This is a genomic window from Bradyrhizobium sp. (assembly GCF_016462955.1).
GTDB lineage: Bacteria > Pseudomonadota > Alphaproteobacteria > Rhizobiales > Xanthobacteraceae > Bradyrhizobium.
On sequence record NZ_JAEMSD010000563.1, the window covers coordinates 1 to 3,679 of the forward strand.

A 3,679-nucleotide genomic window follows, 5' to 3' on the forward strand; every position below is an offset into this window, starting at 1 on the left:
CAGCGCCGAGATGGTGCCGTGCATGCGCCGCCAGCGCGGGAAGGAGCGAGGCGACATCCGCCCGTTGATCAGCACCATCGGCAGGCGGCGCGACGCGCCGGCCAGGATCAGGTTCGGCCACAGATCGGATTCGATGAACAGCGCCAGCGACGGCTTCCAATGGTCGAGGAAGCGCGCGACATAGCGCGGCGAGTCGTACGGCACGTATTGATGGATCACGTCGGGCGGAAAGCGTTTTGCCACGACCGCGGCCGAGGTGACGGTCCCCGAGGTCAGCAGGATGCGAAGGTTGAGCTCGCGCAGCCGCTCGATCAGCGCCGCCGCCGCCAGCACCTCGCCGACGCTGGCGCCGTGGATCCAGACCAGCGGGCCATGCGGCCGCACGTCGCGCGACAGCCCCCGCCGCTCGCCGACGCGCGCGGGATCCTCCTTGCCCTGCTTCAGCCGCCGCTTGATCAGCGCGGGCGCGAGCGGCACGAGGCCGCTAGCCAGGCGCCGGTACATCCGCAGCGTGATCGGCAACGCAATGGGAAGCGATTTAGACATCTTCCGGCCCCGGGCGGCCGAGCTGCTGATAGGCGCGCCGGGTCGCCTCGTTCAACGTGTCCTCGAGCTCCTGCCGCAACGCTTCCATCGCAGCGGCATCGGCATCCGGAGGCACGTGGATTTCCTTGATGCCGACCAATGCGCCCCGCCCGAACGGCAGGTTGATGGTGGTGCGGTCCCAGTTCCTGAGCCGGACGAAGCGGCTGGTCGCCATCGCGAAAGGCATGATCGGCCGTCCCGATTCCCGTGCCAGCATGATAATGCCGAGCCCCGCCACGCGCGAGCGCTTGGGAACGTCGGCGGTCAGCGCGACATTACAGCCGGACTGCAGCGTCCGCACCATTTCCTTGAAGGCACCCACACCGCCCTTGCGATGGAACGCCCCGCCATGGTCGCCGGAGCCGCGGATGGTTCCGATGCCGAGCCTTTCGGCCGCGATCGCGTTGAACTCGCCGTCGCGATGGCGGGAGATCAGCACCTTGGCGCGATAGGAGGCCTTGTCCTGGTTCTTGATGAAGGGCGTGAGGAAATGCTGGCCGTGCCAGAACGCGAAGATCGCAGGGAGCTGCGGCTCGACGCGCTCGTAGACCTCGGGCGGATCGAACCTGAAGCGGTTGGTCCGCCAGACCAGACGCAGATATTCTGCCGCCAGGACCCCGACGGCACGCTGAAACCAGCTGCTTCGCAGCGTATTGCGAAGCAGTTTCTTCAACGCGCCGGTTCTTGGTTCGGATCGAGCAGCCGGTGGAGGTGGACGATGAAGTAGCGCATCTGCGCGTTGTCGACCGTGCTCTGCGCCTTGGCGCGCCAGGCGGCGTGGGCGGCGGCATAGTTCGGATAGAGGCCGACAATGTCGACGTCGTCCAGATTCTTGAAGGTGTTGTGCTCGAGGTCGACGAGCTCGCCGCCGATGACGAGGTGAAGCAGTTGTTGCGGGGCGCTATCTGGCATGGGTTCTCTTCCTAACGGGCTGCCCGGCAAAGCAGTGTCCGACAAGCACGACGGAGCGCTTCAGGCCAGGGACCGGTTTCGAAAATGCGCGACAATGCCCGCATGCCGATCGTGTCCCGCCGCCACCAGCACCCCGTGCGTCACTTCCCGGCGGTTATAGAGGATGGGTTCTCCGGAGAGGTCGCTCATCCTACCATCCGCTTCCTGCACGATCAAATCGGCCGCCGCAAGATCCCAATCATGGCTGTTGCCGCCCGCAAAGGCCGCATCCAGCGCGCCATGGGCGACCCGGCACAGCCGCAGCGCCAGCGAACCGATTCGCCGGTGCAGCTTGATGTCGCCGAGCGACGGCTTCAGCCGCTCGACCAGCGGCTTCGGGCCGGCGACGCGGGCGAAGTCGAGCTCGGATCCGCGCGTCGCGCGCACCGGCTTGTCGTTGAGCGTCGTGCCCTGGCCCCGCGCGGCGAAAAAGAACTCCTCGCTCGCCGGGGCGAACACCGCGGCCAGCACCGGCGAGGCATCCGCAACCAGCGCGACGCTGACGCACCATTCGTCATGGCCGCCGAGATAGTTGCGGGTGCCGTCGATGGGATCGACGATCCAGGTCAGCCGTCGCGACAGCCGGCCCGCGTCGTCGGCGCTCTCCTCGGACAGCCAGCCGTAATCGGGGGTCGCAGCCCGCAGGCGCGCTTCGAGCAGGTCGTTGACTGCGATGTCGGCCTCCGACACCGGCGAGGACGCGCCCTTGGTCCACTTCCTCAGCTCGGTGCGAAACATCGATTGCGCCAGCGCGCCGGCGTCCCGCACCGTCTCCTTCAGCAGCGCCGCATCGCGCGCCAGGATGGTTTGGTCCAGGGGTTGCGCGTCAGCGTCCGCCAAGCGTCAAGCCCTCGATGCGCACCGTCGGCGCATTGATGCCGTAGCGGAATTCGAGATTGTTAGCCGGCTGCATCGACTTGAAGATCTCGAACAGATGGCCGGCGATCGTGACTTCGCTGACGGGATAGGTGATCTCGCCGTTCTCGATCCAGAAACCGGAGGCGCCGCGGCTGTAATCGCCGGTGACGCCGTTGACGCCGGAGCCGATCAGGTCGGTGACGTAGAAGCCCTGCTTGATATCCGAGATCAATTCGGCCGGCGTCGGCGTTCCCGGCTCGAGATGCAGATTGTACGGTCCGGGCGAGGGCGAGGACGAGACGCCGCGATGGGCATGACCGGTGGTGGCGAGGCCGAGCTCGCGCGCGGTGGCGCAGTCGAGCAGCCAGGTCGTCAGCACGCCCTCGTCGACCAGCGCCGTCCGCTTCACCGCGACGCCCTCGGCGTCGAAGGTCTGCGAGCGCAGGCCGCGCTTGCGCAAGGGATCGTCGACGATGCGGATGTTCTTGGCGAACAGAGGCTGGCCGAGCTTGTCCTTCAGGAAGCTGGTCTTGCGCGCGATCGAGGCGCCGTTGATGGCGCCGACGAGATGGCCGACCAGCGAGCCCGCGACGCGCGGATCGAACACGACCGGCACCTTGCAGGTCTCGACCTTGCGCGGATTGTAGCGCGCCACGGTGCGCTCGCCGGCGGAGCGGCCGACGGTTTCCGGCGACAGCAGATCGGCGCCATGCGGCGCCGAGGTGAAGTCGTAATCGCGCTCCATGCCGGTGCCTTCGCCCGAGATGGCGGTAGCGGAGATGCCCTGGCTGGAGCGCAGGTAAGAGCCGTGGAAGCCGGTCGAGGTGACGAGCACCATGCCGCCGATGCCGGCGGAGGCGGACGCGCCGCCGGATTTGGTCACGCCCTTGACGGCGAGCGCCGCAGCTTCGGCCGCCAGCGCGCGGCGCTCGAGCTCGGCGGTCGTGGGCAGGTCGGGATCGAGCAGGTCGAGATCGGGGAAGTCGCGCGCGAGCAGCGCGGGATCGGCGAGACCGACATATTTGTCGTCGGGCGCCACGCGCGCCATCGCGACCGCACGCTCGGCGAGCTTGGTGACGGCATCGCCGCTGACGTCGTTCGTCGAGACCACCGCCTGGCGCTGGCCGACCAGCACCCGCAGGCCGACGTCGTCGCCTTCGGAGCGCTCGGATTCCTCGACGCGGCCGTCGCGGACCTCGACGCCTTGCGAGACACCGCGCACCGCGACCGCGTCGGCCGCATCGGCGGCGGCGCGCGCCGCCGCCTCGACCAGCCGCTGCGCGAG

Annotated in this window: 5 protein-coding genes; all 5 read right to left on the reverse strand. The window is 68.2% G+C overall.

All coding sequences use genetic code 11. The features are described from left to right. The coding region (locus tag JHD07_RS34425) for a glycosyltransferase N-terminal domain-containing protein (protein ID WP_291630266.1) at positions 1 to 546 on the reverse strand (546 nt) is incomplete at its 3' end. Further along, positions 539 to 1,258 (reverse strand): lysophospholipid acyltransferase family protein, encoded by a 720-nt coding sequence (locus JHD07_RS34430; protein ID WP_291630268.1) that lies wholly within the window; start codon positions 1,256 to 1,258, stop codon positions 539 to 541. The genes JHD07_RS34430 and JHD07_RS34425, both read right to left, overlap by 8 nt. Continuing rightward, entirely contained in the window at positions 1,255 to 1,497 is a 243-nt protein-coding gene (locus JHD07_RS34435; protein WP_024337533.1) for a DUF4170 domain-containing protein, read from the reverse strand. The genes JHD07_RS34430 and JHD07_RS34435 overlap by 4 nt, the downstream gene beginning before the upstream one ends. 60 nt (positions 1,498 to 1,557) lie before the next feature. Then, on the reverse strand, positions 1,558 to 2,376 hold the full coding sequence (locus JHD07_RS34440) for a 3'(2'),5'-bisphosphate nucleotidase CysQ (protein WP_291630271.1): 819 nt from the start codon (positions 2,374 to 2,376) through the stop codon (positions 1,558 to 1,560). Continuing rightward, positions 2,363 to 3,679 (reverse strand): TldD/PmbA family protein (locus JHD07_RS34445; RefSeq protein WP_291630274.1); only part of this gene is annotated, 1,317 nt, incomplete at its 5' end. The genes JHD07_RS34440 and JHD07_RS34445, both read right to left, overlap by 14 nt.

What these genes read in the sequence shown, in the direction of transcription:
- JHD07_RS34435 (WP_024337533.1), bottom strand. Translation starts at nt 1,497, where the DNA reads ATGCCAGATAGCGCCCCGCAACAACTGCTTCACCTCGTCATCGGCGGC.